At 70.1% G+C, this 23,889-nt stretch carries 25 protein-coding genes and 1 tRNA gene; 11 read left to right on the top strand and 15 right to left on the bottom strand.

The window, feature by feature from the left end; translation table 11 throughout:
* Positions 1-3 precede the first annotated feature (3 nt).
* The 3 genes from QQ657_RS39180 to QQ657_RS39170 all read right to left on the bottom strand — a co-directional run bounded on the left by QQ657_RS39180 (position 4) and on the right by QQ657_RS39170 (position 4,266).
* The gene (locus tag QQ657_RS39180; RefSeq protein WP_284747401.1) at positions 4-531 is read right to left on the bottom strand and encodes a L,D-transpeptidase; all 528 of its coding nucleotides are present in this window, start codon (positions 529-531) and stop codon (positions 4-6) included.
* A gap of 144 nt (positions 532-675) precedes the next feature.
* Positions 676-3,504, bottom strand: coding sequence for a PQQ-dependent sugar dehydrogenase (locus QQ657_RS39175; protein WP_284747400.1), 2,829 nt, complete (start codon positions 3,502-3,504; stop codon positions 676-678).
* A 111-nt stretch (positions 3,505-3,615) separates the two neighbouring features.
* Positions 3,616-4,266 (bottom strand): L,D-transpeptidase, encoded by a 651-nt coding sequence (locus tag QQ657_RS39170; RefSeq protein ID WP_284747399.1) that lies wholly within the window; start codon positions 4,264-4,266, stop codon positions 3,616-3,618.
* A gap of 108 nt (positions 4,267-4,374) precedes the next feature.
* Between QQ657_RS39170 and QQ657_RS39165 the strand changes: the two genes are divergently transcribed.
* Positions 4,375-4,896 carry a GrpB family protein gene (locus QQ657_RS39165; RefSeq protein WP_284747398.1) on the top strand — a complete coding sequence of 174 codons (522 nt, stop codon included), beginning with the start codon at positions 4,375-4,377 and terminating at the stop codon, positions 4,894-4,896.
* A 113-nt stretch (positions 4,897-5,009) separates the two neighbouring features.
* Complete coding sequence (locus QQ657_RS39160) at positions 5,010-5,519, top strand: hypothetical protein (RefSeq protein ID WP_284747397.1); 510 nt, start codon at positions 5,010-5,012, stop codon at positions 5,517-5,519.
* Here QQ657_RS39160 and QQ657_RS39155 read toward each other — a convergent pair.
* Both QQ657_RS39155 and QQ657_RS39150 read right to left on the bottom strand, forming a co-directional pair.
* On the bottom strand, positions 5,509-6,399 hold the full coding sequence (locus tag QQ657_RS39155; protein ID WP_284747396.1) for a serine/threonine-protein kinase: 891 nt from the start codon (positions 6,397-6,399) through the stop codon (positions 5,509-5,511). The two genes, QQ657_RS39160 and QQ657_RS39155, sit on opposite strands and share 11 nt — an antisense overlap.
* 8 nt (positions 6,400-6,407) lie before the next feature.
* Positions 6,408-8,099, bottom strand: a complete 1,692-nt coding sequence (locus QQ657_RS39150) for an HsdM family class I SAM-dependent methyltransferase (RefSeq protein ID WP_284747395.1) — start codon at positions 8,097-8,099, stop codon at positions 6,408-6,410.
* Positions 8,100-8,177: 78 nt separating this feature from the next.
* Between QQ657_RS39150 and QQ657_RS39145 the strand changes: the two genes are divergently transcribed.
* The 6 genes from QQ657_RS39145 (at position 8,178) to QQ657_RS39120 (ending at position 13,327) form a co-directional block, all read left to right on the top strand.
* Positions 8,178-8,942 carry a PP2C family protein-serine/threonine phosphatase gene (locus QQ657_RS39145; RefSeq protein WP_284747394.1) on the top strand — a complete coding sequence of 255 codons (765 nt, stop codon included), beginning with the start codon at positions 8,178-8,180 and terminating at the stop codon, positions 8,940-8,942.
* A 46-nt stretch (positions 8,943-8,988) separates the two neighbouring features.
* A tRNA-Ser gene (locus tag QQ657_RS39140) sits at positions 8,989-9,073 on the top strand.
* Between the two features lie 576 nt (positions 9,074-9,649).
* A complete protein-coding gene (locus QQ657_RS39135) occupies positions 9,650-9,910 on the top strand; it encodes a hypothetical protein (RefSeq protein WP_003056176.1) in 261 nt (86 codons plus the stop codon).
* Between the two features lie 4 nt (positions 9,911-9,914).
* On the top strand, positions 9,915-10,160 hold the full coding sequence (locus QQ657_RS39130; RefSeq protein WP_284747393.1) for a hypothetical protein: 246 nt from the start codon (positions 9,915-9,917) through the stop codon (positions 10,158-10,160).
* A gap of 33 nt (positions 10,161-10,193) precedes the next feature.
* Entirely contained in the window at positions 10,194-12,923 is a 2,730-nt protein-coding gene (locus QQ657_RS39125; protein ID WP_284747392.1) for an FtsK/SpoIIIE domain-containing protein, read from the top strand.
* Positions 12,920-13,327 carry a hypothetical protein gene (locus tag QQ657_RS39120; protein WP_284747391.1) on the top strand — a complete coding sequence of 136 codons (408 nt, stop codon included), beginning with the start codon at positions 12,920-12,922 and terminating at the stop codon, positions 13,325-13,327. Before QQ657_RS39125 ends, QQ657_RS39120 begins: the two co-directional genes overlap by 4 nt.
* Here QQ657_RS39120 and QQ657_RS39115 read toward each other — a convergent pair.
* The 6 genes from QQ657_RS39115 to QQ657_RS39090 form a co-directional block, all read right to left on the bottom strand.
* Positions 13,324-13,728: a YbaB/EbfC family nucleoid-associated protein gene (locus QQ657_RS39115; protein ID WP_284747390.1), complete on the bottom strand. Its 405-nt coding sequence runs from the start codon at positions 13,726-13,728 to the stop codon at positions 13,324-13,326. The two genes, QQ657_RS39120 and QQ657_RS39115, sit on opposite strands and share 4 nt — an antisense overlap.
* A complete protein-coding gene (locus QQ657_RS39110; RefSeq protein WP_284747389.1) occupies positions 13,725-14,057 on the bottom strand; it encodes a hypothetical protein in 333 nt (110 codons plus the stop codon). Before QQ657_RS39110 ends, QQ657_RS39115 begins: the two co-directional genes overlap by 4 nt.
* Positions 14,054-14,629: a hypothetical protein gene (locus QQ657_RS39105; protein ID WP_284747388.1), complete on the bottom strand. Its 576-nt coding sequence runs from the start codon at positions 14,627-14,629 to the stop codon at positions 14,054-14,056. The genes QQ657_RS39110 and QQ657_RS39105 overlap by 4 nt, the downstream gene beginning before the upstream one ends.
* Positions 14,629-15,831 (bottom strand): putative T7SS-secreted protein, encoded by a 1,203-nt coding sequence (locus QQ657_RS39100; protein ID WP_284747387.1) that lies wholly within the window; start codon positions 15,829-15,831, stop codon positions 14,629-14,631. Before QQ657_RS39100 ends, QQ657_RS39105 begins: the two co-directional genes overlap by 1 nt.
* Positions 15,828-16,397 (bottom strand): hypothetical protein, encoded by a 570-nt coding sequence (locus QQ657_RS39095; RefSeq protein ID WP_284747386.1) that lies wholly within the window; start codon positions 16,395-16,397, stop codon positions 15,828-15,830. Before QQ657_RS39095 ends, QQ657_RS39100 begins: the two co-directional genes overlap by 4 nt.
* 135 nt (positions 16,398-16,532) lie before the next feature.
* The gene (locus tag QQ657_RS39090) at positions 16,533-19,010 is read right to left on the bottom strand and encodes a DUF8508 domain-containing protein (RefSeq protein ID WP_284747385.1); all 2,478 of its coding nucleotides are present in this window, start codon (positions 19,008-19,010) and stop codon (positions 16,533-16,535) included.
* A gap of 126 nt (positions 19,011-19,136) precedes the next feature.
* Between QQ657_RS39090 and QQ657_RS39085 the strand changes: the two genes are divergently transcribed.
* Complete coding sequence (locus QQ657_RS39085) at positions 19,137-20,108, top strand: CapA family protein (RefSeq protein WP_284747384.1); 972 nt, start codon at positions 19,137-19,139, stop codon at positions 20,106-20,108.
* Between the two features lie 293 nt (positions 20,109-20,401).
* Here QQ657_RS39085 and QQ657_RS39080 read toward each other — a convergent pair whose 3' ends face one another.
* The 3 genes from QQ657_RS39080 to QQ657_RS39070 are packed head-to-tail and all read right to left on the bottom strand — an operon-like array spanning position 20,402 to position 21,955.
* Positions 20,402-20,848, bottom strand: coding sequence for a limonene-1,2-epoxide hydrolase family protein (locus QQ657_RS39080; protein ID WP_284747383.1), 447 nt, complete (start codon positions 20,846-20,848; stop codon positions 20,402-20,404).
* A gap of 16 nt (positions 20,849-20,864) precedes the next feature.
* A complete protein-coding gene (locus tag QQ657_RS39075) occupies positions 20,865-21,785 on the bottom strand; it encodes a TauD/TfdA dioxygenase family protein (RefSeq protein ID WP_284747382.1) in 921 nt (306 codons plus the stop codon).
* Between the two features lie 47 nt (positions 21,786-21,832).
* Positions 21,833-21,955 carry a hypothetical protein gene (locus QQ657_RS39070; RefSeq protein ID WP_284747381.1) on the bottom strand — a complete coding sequence of 41 codons (123 nt, stop codon included), beginning with the start codon at positions 21,953-21,955 and terminating at the stop codon, positions 21,833-21,835.
* A gap of 152 nt (positions 21,956-22,107) precedes the next feature.
* Between QQ657_RS39070 and QQ657_RS39065 the strand changes: the two genes are divergently transcribed.
* Positions 22,108-22,542, top strand: a complete 435-nt coding sequence (locus tag QQ657_RS39065) for a hypothetical protein (RefSeq protein ID WP_284747380.1) — start codon at positions 22,108-22,110, stop codon at positions 22,540-22,542.
* Positions 22,539-23,111 carry a hypothetical protein gene (locus QQ657_RS39060; protein WP_284747379.1) on the top strand — a complete coding sequence of 191 codons (573 nt, stop codon included), beginning with the start codon at positions 22,539-22,541 and terminating at the stop codon, positions 23,109-23,111. The genes QQ657_RS39065 and QQ657_RS39060 overlap by 4 nt, the downstream gene beginning before the upstream one ends.
* Here QQ657_RS39060 and QQ657_RS39055 read toward each other — a convergent pair.
* The gene (locus QQ657_RS39055; protein WP_284747378.1) at positions 23,104-23,871 is read right to left on the bottom strand and encodes an SDR family oxidoreductase; all 768 of its coding nucleotides are present in this window, start codon (positions 23,869-23,871) and stop codon (positions 23,104-23,106) included. The genes QQ657_RS39060 and QQ657_RS39055 overlap by 8 nt on opposite strands.
* Positions 23,872-23,889: the final 18 nt, after the last annotated feature.

The raw sequence follows: 23,889 nt of genomic DNA, 5'->3' as shown, positions 1-23,889 counted from the left end.
CGGTCAGCGGACGACCTGGACCTCGTCACCCTTGTCCAGCGAGGAGAAGAACTTCAGCGACGCGCCGGCGGAGAGGTGCACGCAGCCGTTCGAGTACTTGCTCAGGCTGCCCTGGTGGAAGGCGACACCGTTGTAGAAGAACACGGAGTTCGGCATCGGCGCGTTGTCGAACTCGCGGCTCAGGTGCATCTTCTCCTTGTAGAGCACGTGCCACGTGCCCACCGGCGTGGTGCTGCCCTTCTTGCCGGGCATGATCTTCACCGGGCCGTAGACGATCTTGCCGTCGTCGAGCAGCCAGGCCTGCTTCTCCGAAAGGGAAACGCAGGCCTTCGCGGTGATCGTGCACGGAACACCGGGCGCCACCGAGGGTTTCGGCGTGCTGGTCTCCGAAGGCGTACTGGTCTCCGAAGTGGACGGCGAAGGCGTGCCGGCCGCCAGCCGGACGTCCGCGGTCTGCCCCGCTGAACAGGCCGTCAGCACCGCGGCCACGACCAAAGTGGACAGACCGGTCAGCGCGCGCCGGAATCGCATGTGTTCCCCCAAGAATCCGTGGTTCCCCTGCTCTGCCAATCAAGACGCGCGACCCACGACGAGGTTCCCCGAAACGCGAAGCGGGCCGCCCCCGGAATCCCGGAGGCGGCCCGCGCCTGTCAGTTCACGCCCTGACGATCACCGTCACCAGGGGCGGTCGACCGCTCCCGTCGCCGGCGTGTACGTGATGTAGCCGCCCTGGAAGTCGCTGCGGTACACCCCGCTCGTCACGTACTCGTCCGTCGTCGGGTACTTCAGGTACGACCGCTCCCAGCCGAGTGCCGCCCAGCGCTTGCGGATCTCGCCCTTGATCACGTGCGCGCCCGTCGCGTTCGTGAAGTAGATCGAGTGGCCGAGGCTGAAGTGGTTGAACCGGCCGATGCCGTCCGGCGTCCCGTCTTCGTCGTTCGTCGGGTAGCCGAGACCGCGTTCGTACCCGTACGCGGCCCACTTCTTCCGGATCTCGCCGTAGATCGCGTGCGCGCCCGTCGCGGGCGTGTAGTAGATCGAACCGACGTTGTTGCCCTTGATGAAGTGGTTGAAGCGGCCGACGCCGTCGGGCGTCCCGTCCTCGTCGTTCGTCGGGTAGCCCAGGATCTGCCCGTAGCCGAGCGCCGCCCACTTCTTCCGGATCTCACCGTAGATCGTGTGCGCACCCGTCGCGGCCGTGTAGTAGATCGACCCCAGGTTGCCGTTGTTGGTGAAGTCGTTGAACTGTGCACCGTCCGAAGTGGTCGCGGTGTCACTCGTCGGCGGGCCGAGCTTGGTGAGACCGCCGACGGCGAGGTACTTGTCCAGCACCGGACCGGTGAGGAACTTCGTCCCGCCCACGACACTCCAGTACAAGCGACCGTTGGCGTAGGCCCGGTAGTGGACGATGCCGTCGGTGACCTCGGTACCCGTCGGCGCCCCGAGCATCGTCCGCAACGCCGGGTCGGCGTTGTAGCGCTGGTCGATCGGGGTGTCGTAGTTCGCCGTCAACGTCAGGTCGCTCGTACCGACCGTGACGACCCACGTCGTGTCCGTCGGACCGCCCTGCCAGCCGGCGAACTTCGAAACGCCGTCGGTGCCCAGCGGCGCGGCCTCGACGTCGAAGCTGGCGCCCTCGGTCACCAGCGCCGTGTTGACCCCGCCCTCGACCGGGATGCTCAGCGCCGCGGGCTGCGTGCTGAGCAAGGTGATCCGGTGCTGGCGCGGCATCGCCGTGTACGTCTTGGACGTCGTGACACCCGCGCTGTCGGTCACCGTCGCGGTGAACTCCATCCGGGAGTCCGGGTGCTCGGTGAACGGCTGCGCGAAGCTCGCCCCGGTGCCGCCGGCGCCGGGGTGCGAGTGACACGTCGCCTCGCTCGGGCAGTGCCGGACCGCGGTGGTCCACGTGATCGGCAGCGTGCCGTCCTCGGCGTCCGTCGCGGTGGCGCTCAGGCTGACCTGCTGGTTCACCGCGAACGTCGCGGTGTCCCCGGGCGTGGTCACGGTCAGCTGCGGGGTGTGGTTGCCGGGCGCGACCGCGATGGTGGTCGAACCGGTGGCCCCCAGCGGGTCCCGGACCGTCAGCTTGGCGGTGAACGCGTCGGTGCCCGCCGCGTACTGGTGGGTGGTGGTGGGCCCGGCGTCGGCCGCCGTGGTCCCGTCACCGAAGTCCCAGTCGTACTTCAGCAGGTCACCGTCGTAGTCGACCGACGTCGAACCGTCGAACGACACCGTGCGGGTGTCCGGGTCGGTGGTCGTCGTCGCCTTGGCGACCGGCGCGGTGTTGCCCGCCGAGTAGCTCAGCCGGCGGAGGTTGCCGCTGAGGATGTCGGCGTAGACGATGTCGCCGTTCGGCGCCGCCGCGAACTTGACCGGGCCGCCGATGCCGGTGAAGACCGGCGGGTTCTCCGGGGCCTGCGTGAGCTTGCCCTGGTCGTCGTAGCGCAGCGTCCAGATCTTGTTGGTGACGTAGTCCCCGAAGAAGTACGAGCCGCGGTAGGCCGCCGGGTAGCTGGATCCGTTGTAGACGATCCCGCCGGTGACGCTGTTGCCCTGCATGGGGCCGGTACCGTGCTGGTACTCGAAGATCGGGGCCTGGTTCGCCACGCCGGCGCAGCCCGCGAGGGCGCTGTAGCCCGAGGTCGGGTGGTTGCCCTCCCAGCACGGCCAGCCCTGGTTGGAGCCGCGCTGGACGACGTCGACCTCTTCCCAGGTGTTCCAGCCGACGTCACCCACGACCGGCAGGCCGGAGTTCTGGTCGATGGTCATCCGGAACGGGTTGCGGAACCCGCGTGCGAAGACCTTGCTGGCGGTCGACGCCGGGTTGGCGGCGTCGTAGTACGGGTTGCCCGGCACGCCCTTGCCGTCGGCGGCCAGGTGGAAGATCTTGCCGTACGGCTGGTTGATGTCCTGCGAGCGCAGCGCGCCCGGGTCCACCTTCGTGAAGTCGCCGTTGTCCCCGATGGACAGCCACAGCGTCCCGTCGGCGGCGGGGATGATGCCGTTGATGCCGTGGACTTCGAAGATGCCCGGCACCTCGAACAACGACTGCTCACCGGACAGCGACGCGGGTGCGCCGGCCCCGTCCAGATCCACGGTGAACTTCGAAAGCCGCATGACGAAACCGTTGCCGACGTTCAGCGAGCGCGTGACGTAGATCGTGTGCGACGTCGCGTAATCCGGCGCGACGGCCAGCCCGACCAGCCCGATGTCACTGATTTCGCGGACCGGCAGTGTCGCGATCGTCCGCGGTGTCCCGCTGGTCGGAACCCACTGGACGCGGCCGTTCTTCCCCGTGGCGAGAACGGACTGGTCCGGCAGGTACGCGAAGTCGGTGAGCTGGTAGTTCCCCAGTCCGGTGCTGCTGTCCTGCAGGACGAACCCCGGTGGGAGTGTGGTCGCCGCTGCCGCCACCCCCGTGGTCACGACGGGCAGCAGCGCCCCTGTCAACACCGCCGCCACGAGGGCGTGACGCAGTGCTCTGAGCTTTCCCAAGGCCATTTGGCCCCCCTTCCCAAGCGATCATTTATCGCCTGAGAAGGAGGGCCAGTTGCACTCGGCCGAGTGAATTTATCTGTTTGTAACCTACTGTCCGTGTTGGCTTATCGGTGGTTACGGGACAACCTGCACGACATCACCGATGTGCAATGTGGTGAAGAACTTCAGGGACGCGCTCGCCGACAGGTGGATGCAGCCGTGCGAATACACCGACAGGCTGCCGGTGTGGAAGGCGTCGCCCGGGTAGAAGAACACCGAGTTCGGCATCGGCGCGTTGTCGAACTCCTTCGACAGGTGCACCTTTTCCTTCGACAGCACGTGGAAGGTGCCGGTCGGCGTCGCGTAGCCCTTGCGGCCCGGCAGCATCGGCACCGGCCCGTAGACCACCTTGCCGCCCTGCAGGATCCACGCCTTGTGCGCGGAGATGTCGACGCAGGCGGCGGTGCCCGACGCGGCAGCCGCGGCGGCGCACGGGACGCCGGGGTTGCCCGCCGGAGCGACCGGCTTGGGCTTCGGCTTCGGCTTGGCCGTGGTGCTGGTCGGCGCCGGTTTCGTGGTCGACGGCGTCGGCGTCGGAGTCGCACTGGTCGTGGTGGGGGCCGCGGTGGTGCTGCTCGACGTCGTGGGCGTCCCACCCCCGGTACCGGCGGCCGCGACACCCCCGCCGCCGGCGTTCGGCCCCCCGGGTGCCGCCCCGCCCCCGGAGCAGGCGGCCAGCACGAACGCGGTGGCCAGCGCGGCCGCTCCCGCCAGAAGCCTCTTCACGATCCGTTACCCCCATGTTCGATCATCGCTTGTGGACACCCGTAAAGACGGCGGTCACCCGTTCGAGGTTCGTCCGGGAAGGTCACGATTTGGGTAGAACATGAACCCATGGTGATCGTTTCCCCGTACAACCCGGCGTGGCCCGCGCTCTTCGCCGCGGCCCGCACCGAAATCCTCACCGCCGCCGGCGGGCGGCTGACCGAGATCGAGCACATCGGCAGCACGTCCGTGCCCGGCCTGGCGGCCAAACCCATCATCGACATCGCCGCGCTGGCGCCGCACCTCGACGCGGTCCCGCCCGGGCTGTTCGACGGCCTCGGCTACCGCGCCGAGGACTTCGGCGCGCCGGGCCGGCTGCTGTTCGTCCGGCGCGACGGCGACGTCCGCACCCACCACCTGCACATCTTCCCGCCGGGCAACTGGACGCACAACAAGGAGCGAGTCATGGCCGCTCACCTGCGGAAGTACCCCGAAGAGGCACGCCGCTACGGCGAGCTGAAGCAGCAGCTCGCGGCGTCCGGCGTGACCGGCGACGCCTACACCCGGGCCAAGACGGCCCTCATCCAAGAACTGTCCGATGCGGCCCGCGCGGAACGCGGCCTGCCGCCGGCGCCGGTCTGGGAGGAATAGCGCCTCCACCCCCGGGTTGATCCCCGGTTCCACCCGGGCCCGGTCCCCACGCCGACGATTCCGCCCCGCCGTTCGCCGAAGCTGGGAGCACCTCGAAACCAAGGAGCCCCGAAATGCCCAGCGCAGCGAACGTCCTGCTCTACGCGGTCATCGCCGCCTACGTCCTCTACAAGGTCGTCTACCAGCAGGTCCGCGGCACGCTGCTCAACCGCAAGACCCTGGTCATGATGCCGCTGATCCTGGTCGCCGCCGGCGTCTACCTCGCCGCGAAGGCGCTGCCTGACGCGTCGCCAGCCGAGCTCGGGCTGCTCGGTGCCGACCTCGTCGTCCTCGCCGGCCTGGGCGTGCTGCGCAGCACCACCACGACGCTCACCGAACGTGACGGCACCACGTTCCAAAAGGGCTCGGCCGTCACCGTCGGGCTGTGGCTGCTGACCATCGCCGTCCGGGTGGGCCTGGTCGCGCTGGGCACCGCGCTCGGCGTCGCCGGTCCGCTGACCTCCGCGTCGATCGCGCTCACCCTGGGCGTCAGCATCGCGGTGCAGAACGCGACGACCTACTCCCGCATCCAGCGGCGCGGCCTGCCGCTCGCCGACCAGCGGCCGGCGGCGCTCAGCCGCTGACGCGCCCCAGCATCCGCGCGTACATCCGGCCCGGGCTGGGCACGGACGGCGGCACCAGGAACCCCGGCAGCGGGGGCAGCTCCCCGACGAACGCGCCGAGCCGGTCGTACAGCGCGGCCGCTCCGGGCGGCCGCGCTTCGGGGTCTTTCGCCAGCGTCTCGGCGAGCAGCGCGTTGAGCTGCTTCGGGACCCCCGCGACCGGCGGCGGCAGCTCCTTGACCTGCCGCTCGAACACCGCGTAGGCGGTGGGCCCGTCGAAGAGCCGCCGCCCGGTGAGCATCTCGTGCAGCACGCACCCCAGCGCGTACAGATCGCTTCGCGGTTCGGCACCGCCGCGCTGGATCTGCTCGGGCGCCATGTACGACGGCGTCCCCAGCAGCTGCCCGGCTCGCGTGAACTGCGCGGCGTCGGCTTCGCGCAGCACCGCGAGCCCGAAGTCCATCACCTTGACGCCGCCGTCGGGCCCGAGCATCAGGTTGGACGGCTTGAGGTCGCGGTGGCACACCGCGAGCGAGTGGGCGGCGGTCAGCACCGCGCACGCCTGCGCCGCGATCGCCGCGGCCCACGGCACCGGCAGCGGCCCGTGCTCGGCGAGCAGGTCGGCGACCGTCACGCCGTCGACGAACTGCATGACCTGGAACAACCGGTCGTCGTGCGTGCCGTAGTCGTACAGCGTCGGCACGCCGGGGTGGTCGAGCGTCGCCAGGATCCGTGCTTCGCGCGCGAAGCGGGCCTCGAGCTCTTCGTCCCGGCCCGGCAGTCTGAGCAGCTTGATCGCCACGCGCCGGCCGAGCCGGCGGTCGTGCCCGCCGTGCACCGCGCCCATCCCGCCGCGCCCGAGCGGCAGCTCGTCGAGCTCGTAGCGGTCGGCGATCAGCATCCGTTCCCCTATCGGCCCGGGATGAGCCGTCCTTCGACAAGTCCCGCGAAGCCTAGCCGGACCAGCTCACGACCCGTTTCCGCCGTCTCGCGCAGGACGGCGTCGAACTCGGCGAGCCGCCGGAAGACCTGGCCGTACTCGCGCTGGACGCCGATCGCGACCCGCGGGATCCGCACGCGCCTGCCGTCGATGCGCGTCGACGCGGACGCGGCGGGCAGGTCGGCCGCGCGCAGGCAGCCGGCCAGGAAGTCCGCGTCCAGCCGGTCCGGGTCGACGCGGTACACGGTGAGCCCGGGCCCGACCGGCTCCGATGGTCCACTGTGGACGTACGCGATCCCGGTGACGGACGCGACGACGTCGCCCGCTTCGGCGCTCGGGTGCTCGGCGTCGGTGCGGGCCGCGTGCTTGACCTCGACGACCCCGGCCTTGACCAGCTCGCCGATCGTGGTGAACGTCGGTTCGGTGTCGGCGGCGTCCAGCGGTGGCAGCCTCGGCGCCAGTTCGGCGAACCGGCCCCGCACGGCCTGGAACGCCTGCCCGAGGTCTTCGTCCCGGCCGCGGCGCCGAGCCGGCGTCAGGTCGATGTCGTCGTCGAGCAGGTCGATGATCCGGACGCCGGATTCGGGGTGCTCGCGGAAGTCCTGCCACATCTCGTCCACTGTGGACAAGTCCTCGCCGGCCTCCGCCAGCAGCACGGTGGACGGCGGACGCTGCCCCGGCACCGGCCGCCGCAGCAGCCAGAGATCGGGGCCGGCCGGCGTCAGCGTGACGACCGCGCGGACCGCGCCCGCGCGCAGCAGGTTGCCGCGGATGCGCTTCCCGCTGCGCCGCCCGGCCGCCGCGCCCGGCATCAGGATCGCCACCGCACCACCGGGTTCGACGTGGGCGAGGCAGTGCTGCACCCACGCGAGCTCGGGCTCGCCGCGCGGTGGCAGGCCGTACTCCCAGCGCGCGTCGCCGACGAGCTCGTCGTGCCCCCAGGCCCGTTCGTTGAACGGCGGGTCGCACAGCACGGCTTCGGCGGTCCGGCCGGCGAAGGCGTCTTCGCGCAGCGCGTCGACCGCGTAGACCTCGGCCTCGATGCCGCGCAGCCGCAGTCGCAACGTCGCGATCGAGGCCGTCATCGGGTCACTGTCCTGGCCCAGCACGGTTTTCGCGCCGCTCGCCAGCGCGAGCGCGCCGAAGCCGCACGCCGGGTCGAGGATCGTCGAAACCGGGCCGGTGAGCCGGGCCATCAGCTCGGCAACCGGCTCCGGAGTGGCCGACAGCCGCCGCGAATGCGCCTCGAAGTACCGGCGGCACAACAGTTCGAACGACTCCAGCGGCCCGGCGCGGTGCGTCATCTCACTGAGCAGGGTGAGCAGCTCGGGGTCGTCGAGCTTGCTGTCGAAGGTGTCGAGGACCCCGGCCTGGAAGGCGAAGAAGACGCCGGCGCGGCTCACGCGCTCGGCGAGGTCGAGGTCGTCGCCCAGGGCACGCAGGCGCTGCCACGCGCGTTCACCGGCGGACAGCTCGAACTTCTTGCCCCGGGCGCGGAACCAGCCGGCGACGGCGGACAGGCCGAACAACGGGCTCGACGCCGTGCCGCCGACCGGCGGCGGGAAGTCCGGGTAGCGACGGCGCCAGTTGCTCACCGCGGCCCGGCCGACCCCGGCGAGCCGCGCGATGTCGGCCGCGCTGACCGTGGCGTCGTCGTCCATGGCGGGCACTCTATCGGAGAGTGCTCCATTCAGCCGAGTTGCTTGTGAACTCAGTCAACCAATGCTTTCATGGGAGGCATGACACACGATCGGTACGTCCTGCGGTACGCCGCGGGGTCGGACGTCGGCAGGCGCCGCCAGATCAACGAGGACTCGCTGTACGCGAGTTCCCGCCTGCTCGCCGTCGCCGACGGCATCGGCGGCCAGCCGCACGGCGAAGTCGCCAGCGCGACCGCGGTCGACGTGCTGCGCGAGCTCGACGTCGACCTCCGGCGGATGGACCTCACGGGCGTCGACCTGGCCGCGACCCTGGCCGGCGTGGTCAAGTCGATCGACCAGCGGCTGACGGAGGTCGCTTCGAACGAGCCGGCGACCGTGGGCATGGGCACGACGCTGACGGCACTGATGTTCGACGGCGTCGAGTTCGCGGCGGCCCACGTCGGCGACTCCCGCGGGTACCTGCTGCGCGAAGGCGGCCTGCGGCGGCTGACCCGCGACCACACGCTCGTGCAGGCCCTGGTCGAGGACGGCCGGGTCGCGGCCGAGGACGCGGACTCGCACCCGCGGCGTTCGCTGCTGATGAAGGCCCTGCAGACGACGGGGTCCAGCGACCCCGACATCTGGACGTTCAAGGCGAAGCCGGGCGACCGGTACCTGCTCTGTTCGGACGGCCTCAGCGGCCCGGTGACCGAGGCGACCATGCGCGACGTCCTGGCGGCGATCCGCGAGCCGGCCGACGTGATCCCGGAGCTGATCCGCCTGGCCAACGAAGGCGGCGGCCCGGACAACATCACCTGCGTGGTGGCCGACATCGTCGCGCCACCGCAGCCCACCGACGGCTGAGACCCACCTTCAGGTCCCGGGACTGCCATCCGGTATCGTCTCCTGCGGAGGATTGGCCGAGCGGCCTAAGGCGCACGCTTGGAAAGCGTGTTGGGTTCACGCCCTCGCAGGTTCGAATCCTGTATCCTCCGCACTTGAACAGGCGAAACGCCGGGCCGCGCGCCCGGCGTTTCGCCGTTCCGCCCCGGATACCGTGGCCTGTCCCGAATCCAGTGAGTGCGCACCGGCTTCCCCGCGTGATCGACCCAGCGAACCGGGCTCGCACGAGCACGTGCCTGTGCGGATGCGGATGCGGCACTCGTCCCGTTCGTCCGACTGCCCGAAATGTGAAATGTCTTTCGAGCGATTGCTGGACAAATCTGTTCGTCCACAGGGAGTTACGAGTAGGGCTGAACGCAGCCCGTTGCTCCGGTCGCGCTAGTCTCACCCCAACCCGAGCCCGACGCTTCCAGAAAGGCCAGCAGTGGCACGAAAACCGCTCTGACCTGGGGTTGCGCCGGCCAGCGACTTCAGTGTGCGACAGCCGTGCCAGGTCAACCCCGGCACGCACCGTGATCGGCCCGGCCCCGGACGTCCCACGTCCGGGGCCTTGCTGATTCCGGGGCCGTGATCACTCGGCACAGTCAGATGATCACGCTGAGTCGTTGGATCTGTTTCAATGGATTCGCCCCCGCAAGACCGACGAAATTTCGAGGAGTAGAGGCCCGATGGCCGGAGTCGAAGAGATCCGCGCTGGCATCGCGCTCGCCAATGAAAAGGCGTCCGCGAGCATCGCCGCCCTGCAGCAGGCAGCGCAGTCTCTCGAAGAAGCCCAGCAGTCGCTCGCACAAGCGACGCAAGGCAGCAGCCAGCACGAAGTGAGCCAGGCGCACGGGTTGCTGGCGGAGGCACTGCAAGGCATCAACGGCTTGCAGAGCACGGTTCAAGCAAGCATTTCCTCCGCCGACTCCTACTCGGCGCGTCTCTAGCCGGATGACGCTCGCCGAACTCCACCAGCTGCTCACCGCCGTCGTGGCCGGGCTCGCCGACGCGCGCGCCCACTCCGAGCGGGCCACAAGCCTGCTCGGGGAAGCCCGGCAAGCTCTCGTGGACGCCCAGGCCAAGGCCGATCCCTGGCTTCCTTCGCAGTACGCGCAGGCCGGCGAGGGGCTGGACCAGCTCCTCGTCCGCCTGTCCTCTGCCGAAGATCTGGTGAGCGGATACCGGTCGCGCCTGTAATCCTTTTGGGGACACCTTTTCTTGGGGACGCCGATGGCCAACAAGTCAGCCGAGCAACGCAACCGCGTCGAAACCGCACTCGACCGGGTCCGCCACCAGATCGGTCTGGTCCTGGGCGCGGCGGCCGGAGCGCGCCAAGCCGCCGAGACCGACCTCGCCAAACTCGAGCTGGAGCGCGACATCGTCCGCGTCGGCATGAACCACGCCAATGCCGAGCAACAGAACGAGTGGTCCCGGCACCCCGCCGCGCACGAGGTGTTCGGCGCGCTCGGCAGTGTGCGGAGCGCTTTCTACACCGACTGGGGTCAAGGGCCTTCGACACTGCGCGAGCTCGTCTCGCAGAACGCACCCGGCCCGGCCGGGCTGCCACCGGGTGACTGGCTCGGCCGCGTCGGCCACATCGCCGGCATCACCTCGCCCGGCCTGTGGCGCGTCGGCTCCGCGACGGCGGCCGGCGGCGACGCCACCCGCACGTTCGACGTCGCCGTCCCGCTGCTCGACGAGTCGCACCTGGCGATCACGTCGGCGCCGAAGACGCGGCCCACCATCGACGGCATCGTGCAGAACCTGCTGATCCGCGTGCTTTCGACGTTCGAACCGGGCGCTGTTCGCGTGCACCTGTGGGACATCGGGCAGCTGACCGCGATCCTGCCCGACCTCTACCCGCTGAGCCGCACGAGCGCGCTTTCGCTGTACGACCCGGGCCGGCTCGAGGACCTCCTCGACGAGCTGGCCGGGCACATCCGCCGCATCCACGCGACCGGGATGCAGGACGGCAAAACGTCACTGCGGGAGCTGCGCATCCACCGGCAGGAGCGGATCGAACCGTTCCGCATCGTCGTGCTGTACGGCAACGGCGAAACGCTCGAGCCGGAACGCGCGCGCGACCTCAAGCGCGTCGCGAGCGGGGCGCTGGCCGCCGGGATCTGCCTGATCATGATCGACGTGCCGACCGCCGTGAGCGCGTCGGTCGAGACGCTCAGCCTCATCGACGACCGGCACGCGATCAGCAGCATGACCGGCACCGACCTGGTCGTCGACCTCGATCCGCCGATGCCGTCCGGGCAGGTCATCCGCGCCGCCGACCGGATCGCCGCGGCGCTGATCGCCAAGCAGGGCGGGCCGCGGTCGTTCGACGACCTGCTGCCGGCCGAGATCGGGCACGAGAGCTCGGCGCGTGAGCTGCGCGCGCCGGTCGGGTTCTTCGAGGGCGAGCCGGTCGAGGTCGTCATCGGCGACGCGAGCCCGCACGCCCTGATCGGCGGGCCGTCCGGTTCGGGCAAGACGAACTTCCTGTACGCGCTGCTCGGCAGTCTCGCGGCCCGGTACTCGCCGGAAGAGCTGGCGCTGTACCTGTTGGACTTCAAGGAAGGCGTCTCGTTCGCCGGGCTGGCGCCGGGGCGCAAGGACGCGAGCTGGCTGCCGCACGCGCGGCTCGTCGGCGTCAACGTCAACACCGACCGCGAGTTCGGCCTGGCGCTGCTGCGGTTCCTGGCCGACGAGCTGCGGCGCCGGTCCGCGGCCGCGAAGGAGCACGAGGTCACGAACCTCGCCGACCTCCGCGAAGCCGACCCCGGCGGGCACTGGCCCCGGATCGTCGCGGTGATCGACGAGTTCCAGTACTTGTTCGCGGGCCGCGACCAGGTGACGGCCACGGCCACGCAGCTGCTGGAGGACATCGCGCGGCGCGGCCGGTCGCAGGGCATCCACCTGGTGCTGGCCAGCCAGGACGTCGCCGGCATCGAGGCGTTCTGGGGCAAGCCGGCGGTGTTCGAGCAGTGCACGCTGCGCATCGCGATGCCGAAGGCACGGCGCGTGCTGGCCGAGACGAACAACGCGGCGGTGTCGGCCCCGAAGTGGCACGGGGTGATCAACCACGACTCCGGCGTCGCGCACGGCAACCAGCTGGCCCACATCCCGGACGCGAGCAGCAAGAACGTGTTCGTCCGGCTGCAGCACCGGCTGTGGGAGGAGTACCAGGGCCGGTTCCCGCGGCCGCGCCTGTTCGACGGCGCGCATTCGCCGGTGCTGGAACAGTTCTCGGCGTACCTGGACCTCAAGCCGAACTCGCGGCCGCGGGCACTGCTGGGGCAGTCGATCGACGTCGCCGAGGCCGCGTGCAGCGTGGAGCTGCCACGGGCGCCGGGCCGCAACATCGCGGTGCTCGGGTCGGCCACCGCCGAAGCACTGTCCATCATGGACTCGGCGGCGCGCTCGCTGTCGCGGCAGTACGAGCCCGGCGAGGTCGAGTTCGTGCTGAGCTGCCCGATCGAGGCCTGCGCCCCGGCGGCGCTGGAGCTGACCGAGCGGCTGCGCGCCGACGGCCACGCGGCCACGCTGGTGGACGACCTGACGGGCGTGCTGGAGTCGATGACCGGCTCGATGTCCGGCGGCGCGAAGATCCTGCTCCTCTACGGGGTCGACGCGGCGCTGCCGGCCTTGGAAGCGAAAGCCGTCGGGCAGCTGAAGAGCGGCCTCGACCACCTGCGCGTGATGCTAAAGCACGGGCCGGGCCACGGCATCCACACGATCGGCTGGTGGCGCAGCATCGCCCGGCTCAAGGACACGCTGGGCTTCGCGGGCACCGACGACATCGGCACGTGGGCGGCGCTCGACGTCCAGGGCAACGAGCTGTCGCCGTTCGCGGCGGGCCAGGTGGTGCACTGGTCCCCGCGTCCGGGTCGAGCGTTGTTCTTCGACCGCACGACCCACGGCGCTCCTGAAGTGATCATCCCGTTCCAGCGCCCGGAGAACGACCGATGACCGACGACGGTGCCACCGCGGCCATGCGGTACAAGGAAATCATCGCCCTCTCCCGGGGCTCGGCGGAGAACCTGCGCGCGTGGGAACTGGCCCGCGCCGAAGAGCTGACCGGGGAGATCGAGGAAGCCCAGACGGCGATCGAGGTGGCGACGGAGCGCGAAGCCCGCGCGGCCGAGCGCGCGACCCGCTGGTGGAAGATGGCGCTCCACAACATCCAGGGCTTGCTTTGGCTGGACCCGGGCGACGAGCCCCGCCCGGTGTTGACCGCGCGTCCGGCGTATCTGGAGCGGTACCTCGAGGAGGTCAAGCCCAGTTACCAGGAGCTGGTCCAGGCGGTGTTGGGCTTGGGGTGGCGCGCCAAGCGAGCGGTTTCGAAGCGGGGGGAGCAGCCGCCACCGGGCTAAACATCGAACACCGTGTCGTAGGGCTCGTCGTCGGCCGGGCTCGGCTTGCGTTGCGGCGTCGGCGCACGGTGCGGCTGCGGCGCCGGCCGCAGCTGCTGTGGCGACGGACTCTGCGGCGCCTTGGCCGGCTGTCCTCCGGCAGCGACCGCCTCCCGGATGGCGGCGGTGATGGTCCGGCTCAGCGTGACAGCGTCGAGCCGCATGGCCTCGGGCGCGAGCCGCACCTCGGAGACGACCCCGCCGGGCCCGGCGAGCACGGTGACGGACCGATCCGGCGAGACGACCGTGGTGTGGTCGCTCCCGGCGATGCCGGCGAGGAGGCGCTGGTTGTCGGCCTTGCGGTCGTCGATCCGCTTGAGCTGCCAGCGTATTTCCTCGATGAGCTGCGCGTTGTCGCTCATGCCAGTCTCCCCGGCTGGTGCGGTGTGTAGACGAACTCGTAGTACTTCCCGACCCGGTGGTCGATCAGTGAGTAGCCCCGGCTGTGGGCGACGCGGAGGAGATCCTCCTGGGCCAAACCGATCTCCATCTTCCGGAAGTACACCTGCGGCCGGCCGTCGAGTTCGCCGGCCAGCACCGCCATCTGGTGTTCACGCGGCTTCATCGAACGCCGGGTACGGACGAAGGTCAACGTCAGGCCGCCGATGATCACCACGCCGAACAGCGCGAAGATCAGCCAATCCGACGGCGAAGAGGGGTCAAAACCGTGCGACGACGCCACGGCGCTCACGCCCCCTCCCCGCTGCGAAGGCTCCAAGCCACCCTTGCCGTTGCTTCGGCGACCGAGGGCCAGGCGTCCTCGGACTCCGCGACCACGGAAAGGATCACCACGGACCGGCCGTCCGGCATCGGGATCTGGTACTCCGCCTTGATCTGGGCGCGGACGTCGCTTTCGGGCAGGTGGAACTCACCGCCGCTGATCGCGACGATCGCCGGGCCGATCGGGAGGCGTACGGGCTGCACCACCGCCCGCTTGTGCCGGCTCCGGTACTGCTCGGCCATGGCCGCCACGATGGCGTCCCGGCTGCCGGGCGCCGACTCCGGCCACTGCACTACACCCAGCGTCAGGGTCGCGACGTCCCCCTTCCGGGTACCGACCGCGAACTTGCCGAACACGCGGATGCCGTTGGCTTGCATGGTCGGCACGAGGGCCATCAGGTAGCTGCCGAACTCTTCGGCGGACTTCCCGGCCCCGGCCGCGACGTTCTCCGCGATGGACCAGGCGTGACCGCGGTTCATCTTGTCGTCCGTGCCCACCGGCATGCCCGCGAACCCCGGCGGCAGATCGATCTCGAGAGGCATCAGTTCCACACCTCGTCTTCCGCCCGCTCACGCTGGCGCTTCGGCGCGTTGTCGGCCTGCACTCCCGCATCAGCCGCATTGCCCAGCGCCACCGCCGCCCATGGCGCGGGCCCGGCGACGAGCGTGCCGGCGACCACCGCCGCCTGGCCCATGTCCTTGGGCACCCAGTAGTTCTTGAAGTCGTCTATGGGGCTCTCGAAGTCCTTGCCGCCCACGCCCTCACCGATCCCTTGGTCGACGAGCAAGCCATAGGTCACCACCTTGATCGCGGTATCCGGAAGTACCTCGGCGAGGCCAGCCAACGACGTGGCCGCGCCCGCCAGGTCGAAGGTCAGCGTCTCGGTCGACACATTGGCTCCGGCTGCCTTGGCGAGAGCGTGACCGCCGAGTGCTCCGAGCCCCAGGCCGGTGGCGACCACGCTCGCGACCTCCTTGGCAGGAGGCGGCAGTACGTCGCTCAGGACGCCGAGGCCGTTGCCGATGTCGCCCACCACATCCGAGAGCTTCGAAATCAGCTCCGCGTGGTCCTGGACGAAGTTCCACGCGTCGTCCACCCCGTCGGCGATGGTGTTGGTCAGATCGCCGAGTGCCCCACCGACTGCGTCGCTCAGCTTGTCGAGGACGTCCGGTTCGTCCGGGGCCAACTCCTTCGCCTTCCGCAGCGCCTCGGCGACCCGGCCTGCCGCGTCCGTGTGCTCCTGCTTGAGCTGCTTGGCCGCGTCCTGGATGTTCTGGCAGCCGTCGATGGCGGTCTGGAGCTGCCGGCCCGCGTTGTCCAGCAGGCGCTGGGCGAGCTGCAGGGACTGCTGGTCCGGGAACGTCCGGTTGGCCAGCGCGAGGTCCGGATTCGCGCGTGCCTGCTCGGCCGCCTGCGCCGCCGCCTCCGCGCGGGCCTCCAGGTCTGCCGCGCGTTTCTGCAGGTCGCCGAGGTCTCGGGACCAGCCTTCGAGGGCGTCCGCGGCCTCGCCCATCGACCTGGCCGCGCCCTCGAGGTACTGCGGCAGCGGGCCGATGCGCCGCGCGAAGGCTTCGCTCGCTTCGCCCTGCCAGATGCCCTGCTTGCGGACGATCTGCCGCAGCGAGTCGTCGGCCTCAGTGAGGTCCTTGCTCACCGCGCGGTACTTGCCCGCCAGGTCGGTGACGCCGTCGAGGTCGCCGGGCGCCGGGTCGAAGCCCAGGGCCGGGAAGTCGCGGGTGCTCATCGGTCGAGGCCGTTCAGGATGTCGGTGATGCCGCCGGTCGCGCCGCCACCCACCATGCCACCGCCGAGGTCCGAGACCGGCTCCTCGCGCTCGGCCTGGTCGTTGATGCCCGGCACGCCGCCGGTGACTCCCCCGCCCACCATGCCGCCGTCGCCCAGCACGTTGCCGAACGAGCCGCCGCCGGCCGGGCCTTCGCCGCTCGGCCGGCCGACCCGGGGGTAGTTCCCACGCTGCGCGTGGGGCACAGTCGGGTCGTCCTCGCCCATCACCATCGAACCGAACTTTTTCAGCTCGCCGCCGAACTCCGCTTCGATCTGCTCGTACTTCTGCTTCGCCTGCTTCAGGCGCTCCGTGATCCCCGAAGCCGCCTCTCCCAGGCGTCCGATGCCGTAGCCCCAGGCCTCCTCGAACTCGACGCCTGCTTTGCCCAGATCAGCCGTGCCCAACGACCCGAAAGCCCCGCCGCCGCCGAGCTTCTTGTTCGCGTCAGCCATCCTGTCCGCCGCCGTGCCCAAGTCGTCGATGAGCTCGCCCAGCTCATCGACCTTCACCGCATACCCGTCCACGCCACCCCTCCCCTGTGGTCCCGTCACCAGTAAAGACGGCAGCACCCGCGTTGCGGTTTCCCCATCACCCGATGGTGTGGCAACAAAAAGCCACCACCGGGCAAACGCCCGGTGGTGGCTTTCGTCAAGCGGGACTTACGGGAAGTACTTGTCCAGCACCTGCTCCAGGTAGTCGAGCAGGTCGTTGAGCGCGTCCTGGATCGCGTTGCCCGTGCTCGGCCGGAACCGGATCACCTGCGGGTCGTGGTCGCTGGCCTGGTCGGCGAACTCCGCGTTGATGTGGACGACGTCGTAGTCCACTCCGCGCGGCGCCTTCGACGCCAGGATGTGGTCCAGCACCTGCGACTGACCCTCGAACACGTAGCTGTACCGCTCGGCCTCGGGCACCGACGCGATCAGGTCCTTCAGCGCGCCACCGGCGGTGAGCGTCTGGACCGCGGGCGAGAACGGGTAGTCGTTCAAGTCGCCCGCCACGACGATGTTCGCGTTGCGATCCGCCGTCAGCAGCGAATCGACGAACCCGCGCAGCACCGTCGCCTGCTTCGCCCGCTGCACCTCGGAACTGCGCACCGGCGGCTGGTTGCGGCCGTGCGTCGGCTGGTCGCCGCCCTTGGAGTTGAAGTGGTTGGCGATGACGAACACCGTGCGGCCCTTGAAGACGAACTCGCCGGCCAGCGGCTTGCGGCTGTCCTCCCAGGCCTCGTTCGCCGGGTCGACGCGGCCGGGCGACGCCGTCAGGTGCGTCTTCCCGCGCTCACGAACGACGCCCACCGGAGCAGTCGACGTCCCGCCCGGACGATCCACAAAGGACACTCGGGCCGGGTTGAACAGGAACGCCACGCGGATGTTGCCGCCCGGCTGGCCGCCGTCCTGGTCGTTCACCGGGTCGATCGAGCGCCACTGGTAGCGCGGGCCGCCCTTGGCGACGATGGCGTCGGTGAACTTCTGCAGTGTCTGGTCCGCCGCGACGGTGCCGTCGTCGGTCGCGCCCGTGTTGTCCTGGATCTCTTCCAGGTTCACGATGTCCGGCGTCGCCAGGTGCGTCACGATCGCCTCGCCGAGCCGGTCGTACTTCGCCTGCGAGTCGCCCGGCGCCAGGTTCTCGACGTTGTACGTCGCGACCGCGAGCTCGCCGGACCGCTGCTTGCGCGTGGTCTCGCCCTGCAGCCCGTTGTCCTTTTCCGCACCGAGCACGCTGGCGAACAGCGTGTAGCCACCGAAGTTGCTGTACTCGACCGGGCCGGACGTGGTGCCGGTCAGCACGTCACCGACGTTGAGCTTCGGGAACGGCCGCTGCTCGAACGGGATCAGCGACGACACCTTCATCACGCCGCTGTTCAGCTGGTCGTACCCCAGGTAGACACTGCCGCCGCGCACGGACTTGTGCTGGTCCGGCTTGGACGTCACGTACAGCTCGTTGAACGAGTTCGACGGGCCTACGACCCGGGCGTCGCTGACCGAAACGATCTCGCTCTCGTGCGACTCCCAGAAGTCCAGCGCGTACTTCGCGGGCTCCAGCGGGAGCGACTCGATGTTCCCGCCCGGCGACGGCGCGTACGTCGTCGGCACGGTGTCGGGGTTCAGCACGGTCGGCGCCGGGAGGGCGTTCGCGTGCGAGTCGACCGTCCACTGTGCACTGCCCAGCTCGGTGAGCGACTGGTAGTTCGACGTCGCCGGCGCGTCCGGGTAGAACTCGCGGACGGTGCCGGTCGCGGTCACCGCGTCGCCGACCGCGACGGCCGGGCTCGTCGAGCCGGTGAACACGAACAGGCCCTCGCTGGTGCGCGGGTCGCTGTCCGGGTTCGGGTCGGTGAGCCAGAAGCCGCGCACCGAGCCGAACGTCCGGGTCGCGGTGACGACGCCGGTGACGTCGCTGACCTTCTTGTCCTTGAACGGCGAAATGCGCGTGGTGCCCTGGATTTCGTGGATCTTCGCCGGGGTGCCCGGTTCGCCGGGGCCACCGCCGCCGGTCGTCTCGCCCTTGGTGTTCGTCGGCGACGGGTCGCCGACGGTGAAGTCGGCCGCGTTGTCGTCGGTGTCGGCCAGCGACGCGCCGCGCGCGACGGACGTCGCGTTGGCCGGCGCGGCCGTCGGAGCGCCTTCGCGCACGGTCGCCACGCCGAACCCGACGAGGTCCTTGATCCGGGTGTCGGCAGCGCAGTCCGCGGCGGTCTTGCAGGTCAGCGCGGCGGTACCGGAGACGAGGGCGATCGTGCCCGCGGTCGCCGACATCGCGATCGTGCCGGTCGCGTCCGGGGTGGGCAGCGCGACCGTGCCGCCGCTGCCCTTGCCCTCGGCCACGAGGTAGCGCCCGCCCGGCGCGACGCTGCCGGCCAGCTGCGTCACCTGCCAGGTGCTCGACGCACTCGGCGAGCCGGACAGGTACTGGACGCTGAAGCCGTCGACGCTCGTGGCGGCAGTACCGTGGTTCGCGAGCTCGACGAAGTCGTTGGTCAACGTGGCGCCGGAGTTGCCGCCACCGCCGTAGACCTCGGCGATGACCGCGTCGGCGCTGGGTGCCGCGAAGGCGGCCGGTGCGGCCACTCCGCCGAGCACCAAGCCGGACGCGACGGCCACCGTCAGCGTGGTCTTGGCTCTGTGGGTCTTGGTCACCCTGAGTCCCCTTTGTGCTTGAACAGTCGTGGCATAGTCCCCCGAACAGATGAGGAGGAGGAAGACAAAGGTGCAACGATTCGTAACAACTACTTTCGTCGTCACTCTTTCGGCAGAGCAGGTTTTGTGATCACGCTGGTACTCGGCGGAGACGTCAACGTTCAGGGCCGCGCGACGCCGTCGACGGCGTTCGAACAGCTGGATCCCCTGCTCAAGGGCGCCGACCTCCGGTTCGTGAACCTCGAAGGACCCCTCGACGCGAAGGCGGCTGAAGCGCTGACCTCGGCCGGCATCGACGTCGTCTCGTGCGCCAACGACATGACGCACCCGCCGGCCGCGGCGATGGCGAGCCTCGCGGTCCTCGACCGAGCCGGGATCGCGCACTGCGGTGCCGGCGCGAACCTCGACGCCGCGCACGCACCCGCGGTGCTCGAGCGATCCGGCGAAAAGGTCGCATTCCTCGCGTACACCTCACTTCGCCGCGCCCACGGCCAAGCCGCGCAGTCGGGCTCCCCGGGTGTCGCGCAAGCGTTTGCGACCACGGCTTACCAGCCCGATCCACGCGTCGCGGAGATCCCGGGCCGCCCACCGCTGGTCCGCACGACACCCGTGCCCGAACACCTCGAACGGCTCGTCGCCGACGTGAAGCAGGCCAAATCCGCCAACGATCACGTCGTCGTCTCGATGCACTGGGGCCTGCCCGGCGCGGACCTCACGGAGTACCAGGTGACCTACGGACGCGCGGCGATCGACGCCGGCGCCGACCTGGTCGCCGGGCACGGGTCGCACACGATCCAGGCCGTCGAGGTGTACCGCGGACGCCCGATCCTCTACAGCCTCGGCAACCTCGTCTTCGACTGGCCGGCGATGCGCGGACGGCACATCGACGGGCTGCTGGCCGGCTGCATGTTCGGCGAAGAACCCCGGCTCGAGCTCATCCCCGTGCGGCGCAACGCGGACAACGAGTGCGAACCGCTCGCCGGGGAGGAAGCGGGCAAGGCGCTGCGGTACCTCGCGGACGTTTCGGCGCTGCGCTCCACGACGTTGTCCGTGCGGGACGGAATCGCCTCAGTGGCCGGTCTGGGCGTTGGTGCGTAACCGATTGCGCGCGGACTGTGACAGGACCTCGCACCTCTGTCACCCATCCGGCGCATCTGCCTTAAATGCTCCCTAAGACCCGGAACAACCCGCGTGAAGCGGCGGTACGGTCTGCGTGAGCCGCCGGAAAAGTGGCACAGACCACTTTCGGACAGCTCTCGACCAGCACGAACACGCGGGGGAGGGAGAACCATCATGTGGGGGCTGATTGTTCTCAGTTGCGTGTTCGTGCTGGTGCTGGGGATAGCCGCGGTCGTGGACCTCCGGGACCACGACCGCGGCGCACCCGGGGTCTAGCGCACCGCCTGCTTCGCCTTGTAGCGGCCGATAAGCGTGCGTGCGCCGGCCAGCGCGACCCGCCCGGCGCCCTTCGCGCTCGCGGCCAGGAACGTCGTCCAGTCGAAGTAGTCGCGCCACAGCACGATCCGGCCGGCTTCGACCTCGAACGTGCCGCACACCCAGAACTCCGCTTCCCACGCGCCGCGGCGCAGCACGTCGGTGCGTTCGGTGAGCACGACGTTGCCGTCCGCGGCGATGTGGTGCGTGCGCGCCTCGAACCCGGAGCCGTACTTGGCCATGAAACGCAGCTGTTTCTCGACCGCCGCGACGCCGCGGGCGGGCGGCAACGGCACGTTCTGGTACACGATGTCGCTCGCCGCGAACGTCAGCGCGCGGTCGATGTCGAGGTCTTCGAGGGCCTTCAGGAAACCGGTCACCACTGCCTGGGGTTCATCGGTCATGTCCCCAGGCTAAGGGTCAGCGGGGCCGGTCGCCCGCGATGGCGACGCGCTCCGCGATCCGGACGTGCGGGTGGTAGTCGTTGACCGCGTAGTGCTGCGTGGCGCGGTTGTCCCAGAAGGCCACGGAGTTCGGCCGCCAGCCGAACCGGACCTGGAACTCCGGCGTGTGGGCCTGCAGGAACAGGTACCGCAGCAGCCGGTCGCTCTCGTCGCGGTCCATGCCGACGACGTGCGTGGTGAACGCCTGGTTGACGAACAGCGTGCGCCGCCCGGTCTCCGGGTGCGTCCGGACCACCGGGTGCTCGACCGGCGGGAACTCGTCCTGCCACCGCGCGAGGAGCGCGGGATCGGCGAACCGGTCGAAGCCGGGAAGGTAGTCGTGCACCGCGGTGAGCCCGTCGATGCGGGCGCGGACGTCCTCGGGCAGGTTGTCGTAGGCGGCGGCCATGTCGGCCCACATCGTGTCGCCGCCGACGGGTGGCACCTCGATGAGCCGCAGCACCGAGCCGAGCGCCGGGTTGGGCCGCCAGGTGACGTCGACGTGCCAGATGTTCTCGTAACCGGGCATGGCGGCGGTGCGCTCGAAGCGCGTGACGGCGTCGTCGTCGCCCTTCGGGATGAACGGGTTCGTCTCCAGCTCGCCCCAGTTCGCGGCGAACGCGCGCTGCTGCGCCGACGTGATGTCCTGGTCGCGGAAGAAGATCACCTTCCACTCGAGCAGGGCGCGGTTGAGGTCTTCGCGCAGCTCGGGAGTCAGCGGCTCGGCCAGGTCGACGCCGTCGATCTCGGCGCCGATCACCCGGCCCAGCGGGCGGAGGGTGAAGCGCTCGTACGGCTCGCTCTCGCATCGGTGCAGGACGCGGGGGCCTTCGACGATGCCGTCGTCGGGTGTGACGGCCTCGCGCAGCGGAATCCGGGCAGGCAGGTCTACGGACATGGTTGTGCTCCAAGGGTTTTCGGGAGGATTCGGACGCCGGGCTCGCGTCAGGCAGGGGGCGAGCCCAGGCGGCCGCGGCGCAGCAGGAGCTCCACCGTGCCTTCTCCGATCGACCGCTTGGAGGCGCGGCCGTGCCACCGGATCGGCGTGCTTTCCGAGGTGGCGGGCATGTGCTCATGGTGTTCTTCCTCCCGCCCTGCGGTCAAGACGTCCACTTGGTGGAACGCGATCAACGCCGCAGGTCACCGCGATGCGGGCGGCTCGGGAGCATGAGGCAAGATCTTCCACGATCGGGTGAGCGCCCTTGACGACGGAGGTCCCCATGCCGGAAGGCAGAGGCTCGCGGATCGGCAGTGACGTCCCGGAGCTGCGCTCCGAGGCCGGGGGCTTCGCCACCCGGAACCCCCTGAAGAAGGGGGGTGACGTCCCGGAGCTCCGCCCCGCGGGCTTCGTCAGCCGGAACCCCCCGAAGAGGCCTGACCGGCTCCGCACGGCCGCGGACCTGCTCGACCAGGCCGCGGCCGCCGACGACAAGGCGGCGGGACAGTTCGCCGAGGCCCGCGTCGACTCGACGCCGTTCGGCCTCTCGGCGCAGGCCCGCGAACTGGCGGCGCGCTGGTCCGCCGCCCTCGCCGCCCGCGAAGCGGACGCGCGCGTCCTCGGCGACGCGACGTCCGACCTGGCCGGCCGGCTGCGCATGGCGGCGGAGAGCACCCGGAGCACCGGCTTCCGGGGCCGGATCGCGGTGGCGCCGTGACCGCTCCGGTGTTCGAGCACCCGGCGCTGACGTCGGCGGCCGAGCGGCTGGCTTCCCTGCGCACGGCGGCGGGCCGCATCGGCGCCCCGGACCCGGTCGCGGCCCTGCGGCACCTGGACTGTTCGCCGTCGTCGATCAGCTCGTCCGCTTCGGCGGTCGAGGCGGGCGCGGCGCTGGTGACGTCGGCTTCCGCGGAGTTCCGCAACGGCGTCGAGCAGGGCGAAACCGGCGGCAGCGCGGAGACGTTCGGCATCTGGGCGGACACAGTGGACGGTCAGTACGCGGCGGCGGCCCACGCGGCCGCGGCCACCGCGGAGCTGGGCGCCCGGATCGCTTCCGAGCTGGACGCCTTGGCGACGTCGGCGTCGGCCGAGGTGTGCGCGCTCGCGGACGCGGCCGCGGTGGCCGTCACGGCGGTGCTGGCGGACGACCGGTCACCCGAGGTGGTGAGCACGGTCAGCACGACGTGCGCGGCGGTGGTCCGGACGGTTTCCGCGAAGATCGCGTCGCTGTCTGGACTGCTGGCGGAACTGGAGCCGCTGACGGCGCCGGCGGTCCAGCTCAGCTGAACCGTTCCCGGGCCCAGTCTTCGAAGCTCCTCGCCGGATGTCCGGTGACGGTGGCGACGTCCAGCGAGACGGGCTCCGGATCGTCGACGAGGGAGGCCCAGTAAGGCAGGGCGCTCTTCGCGAATTCCTCGCCCAGTTGCAGGGTGGCTTCTTGTTCGGGCTGTTCTTCCCATTTCGCGGGTGTTCCGAGCGCTTCGCCGATGATCGTCACCTGGTCTTCTTGGCTCAGGGCTTCCGGTCCGGTCACGAGGTAGATCTGCCTCGCGTGGTCTTCGGTGAACGCCTTGATCGCCATGTCGGCGACGTCCTTTTCGTGGACGAGCGATCGTTTGGCTTGGCCGTAGGGTGCCCGCACTTTGCCGGTTTTCGCTTGCGGTACCCAGCCGAGGGTGTTGGTGGCGAGGCCGGTGATGCGGAGGAAGGTCCAGTCGTCGGTGACGTTTCTGACGGCTTCCTCCACGTCGGCCCAGAACCCGCCGTCCTCGGCTGCTGCCGATGAGACGTAGACGACCTTCTTGTCTTTGAAGGGTTTTACGGCTTTGTCGATTCCCTCGGCGGAATAAAAGGGCCAGATGAAGTAGACGGCGTCGACTCCGTCGGCGGCTTCGGCGGGGTCGGTGATGTCGCCCTGGACGACTTCTCCTCCGGGTGCTTTGGCCGGGTCGCGGACGAGGACCCGGACGTCTGCGCCTTGGTCGAGCAGGCCACGGACGACGTGCCGGCCGGTGTTGCCGGTGGCCCCGGTGATGAGGACCTTCATGGTGCGCTCCTTGGTGAT

It is taken from the genome of Amycolatopsis ponsaeliensis, from assembly GCF_030182635.1.
In the GTDB taxonomy this organism is placed as follows: Bacteria; Actinomycetota; Actinomycetes; order Mycobacteriales; family Pseudonocardiaceae; genus Amycolatopsis; species Amycolatopsis ponsaeliensis.
The sequence above is the reverse complement of the archived record's forward strand: the minus strand, read 5'-3'. Positions and strand labels throughout refer to the sequence as shown.

Excerpts from the sequence above, each read along its gene's own strand:
- QQ657_RS39180 (WP_284747401.1), bottom strand. The coding sequence starts at position 531 with ATGCGATTCCGGCGCGCGCTGACCGGTCTGTCCACTTTGGTCGTGGCC.
- QQ657_RS39175 (WP_284747400.1), bottom strand. The coding sequence starts at position 3,504 with ATGGCCTTGGGAAAGCTCAGAGCACTGCGTCACGCCCTCGTGGCGGCG.
- QQ657_RS39165 (WP_284747398.1), top strand. The coding sequence starts at position 4,375 with ATGGTGATCGTTTCCCCGTACAACCCGGCGTGGCCCGCGCTCTTCGCC.
- QQ657_RS39160 (WP_284747397.1), top strand. The coding sequence starts at position 5,010 with ATGCCCAGCGCAGCGAACGTCCTGCTCTACGCGGTCATCGCCGCCTAC.
- QQ657_RS39155 (WP_284747396.1), bottom strand. The coding sequence starts at position 6,399 with ATGCTGATCGCCGACCGCTACGAGCTCGACGAGCTGCCGCTCGGGCGC.
- QQ657_RS39150 (WP_284747395.1), bottom strand. The coding sequence starts at position 8,099 with ATGGACGACGACGCCACGGTCAGCGCGGCCGACATCGCGCGGCTCGCC.
- QQ657_RS39145 (WP_284747394.1), top strand. The coding sequence starts at position 8,178 with ATGACACACGATCGGTACGTCCTGCGGTACGCCGCGGGGTCGGACGTC.
- QQ657_RS39135 (WP_003056176.1), top strand. The coding sequence starts at position 9,650 with ATGGCCGGAGTCGAAGAGATCCGCGCTGGCATCGCGCTCGCCAATGAA.
- QQ657_RS39130 (WP_284747393.1), top strand. The coding sequence starts at position 9,915 with ATGACGCTCGCCGAACTCCACCAGCTGCTCACCGCCGTCGTGGCCGGG.
- QQ657_RS39125 (WP_284747392.1), top strand. The coding sequence starts at position 10,194 with ATGGCCAACAAGTCAGCCGAGCAACGCAACCGCGTCGAAACCGCACTC.
- QQ657_RS39120 (WP_284747391.1), top strand. The coding sequence starts at position 12,920 with ATGACCGACGACGGTGCCACCGCGGCCATGCGGTACAAGGAAATCATC.
- QQ657_RS39115 (WP_284747390.1), bottom strand. The coding sequence starts at position 13,728 with ATGAGCGACAACGCGCAGCTCATCGAGGAAATACGCTGGCAGCTCAAG.
- QQ657_RS39105 (WP_284747388.1), bottom strand. The coding sequence starts at position 14,629 with ATGCCTCTCGAGATCGATCTGCCGCCGGGGTTCGCGGGCATGCCGGTG.
- QQ657_RS39100 (WP_284747387.1), bottom strand. The coding sequence starts at position 15,831 with ATGAGCACCCGCGACTTCCCGGCCCTGGGCTTCGACCCGGCGCCCGGC.
- QQ657_RS39080 (WP_284747383.1), bottom strand. The coding sequence starts at position 20,848 with ATGACCGATGAACCCCAGGCAGTGGTGACCGGTTTCCTGAAGGCCCTC.
- QQ657_RS39075 (WP_284747382.1), bottom strand. The coding sequence starts at position 21,785 with ATGTCCGTAGACCTGCCTGCCCGGATTCCGCTGCGCGAGGCCGTCACA.
- QQ657_RS39070 (WP_284747381.1), bottom strand. The coding sequence starts at position 21,955 with ATGCCCGCCACCTCGGAAAGCACGCCGATCCGGTGGCACGGCCGCGCC.
- QQ657_RS39065 (WP_284747380.1), top strand. The coding sequence starts at position 22,108 with ATGCCGGAAGGCAGAGGCTCGCGGATCGGCAGTGACGTCCCGGAGCTG.
- QQ657_RS39055 (WP_284747378.1), bottom strand. The coding sequence starts at position 23,871 with ATGAAGGTCCTCATCACCGGGGCCACCGGCAACACCGGCCGGCACGTC.